The organism is Vibrio sp. 2033, assembly GCF_033339735.1.
In genome coordinates, this window is record NZ_JAWOVC010000238.1 from 1 (window position 1) to 808 (window position 808).

Annotated in this window: 2 protein-coding genes; both read right to left on the reverse strand. The window is 44.1% G+C overall.

The window, feature by feature from the left end:
* Positions 1-172: 172 nt before the first annotated feature.
* Positions 173-610 carry a flagellar export chaperone FlgN gene (gene flgN, locus R7P74_RS25815; protein WP_005463929.1) on the reverse strand — a complete coding sequence of 146 codons (438 nt, stop codon included), beginning with the start codon at positions 608-610 and terminating at the stop codon, positions 173-175.
* A gap of 23 nt (positions 611-633) precedes the next feature.
* Positions 634-808 (reverse strand): flagellar biosynthesis anti-sigma factor FlgM (gene flgM, locus R7P74_RS25820; protein ID WP_318123495.1); only part of this gene is annotated, 175 nt, incomplete at its 5' end.

Genomic DNA, 808 nt, shown 5'->3' on the forward strand with positions numbered 1-808 from the left:
GTCGATTTGTAATTTGTAAGGCGCGAGAACCTGATACTGCTGCTCTATATCAGTAGTATTGGGTTTTGCCTGGCAAAGAAAAGAAGTACTGAACAACAAACAGGCAGAAATAAAAAGGCCTACAGTATCCAGCCGAGATGGCGGCTGAATCTGTAGGCAAGACGACCATCGTTTAAAACGATTTATCTTCATAAGTGTGTTGCACAGGTTGTTTGAGTTGACTGACTAACTCATGGAACGCAGCAGAGCTTTGGCCATTGCTCTGGTTGTATTGTTGGCACTGCTTGATGAGTGTCTCCAATAACGTCCACTGTTTTCTCGCTTGCGCACCAATCTTGGCAGGCAAAGCGTTGAAAATTCTTGTTACGCTGGAGTCATTACACGGTAACCCCAGCTCACGCATGCATTGGCTTCTTTCATTAGAAGAGCGGCTCAGCTTATTGAGTATTGGTGTTTGTTGTTGAACGTTGGTGTTCAGTGCTTCACCATCAAACTTCAAATACAACGCCTTTTGTTGTTGAAGTAGGGTCAATAATTGCTGATACAGTTTGATGTCTTCAGAAATTGAACGAACAAAATACTGAATTCGCTGCGATGCCGCGCTTGCCATGGTGTATTCCTAATGCTGTGCTTTTACTCGTGACCAGTATGGAATTGCATAATTGCCTTAGATAGCGCTTTTGTATCTAGGCTCAATTCGCCGCGTGCTAGCGCGTTACGAACTTGCTCAACTTTTTCCATATCGACGTCTGGTAGCGATTTCATTTCTGCTTGGGCACGATCAATTGCTGCTGTGTTTGCTTGAAAC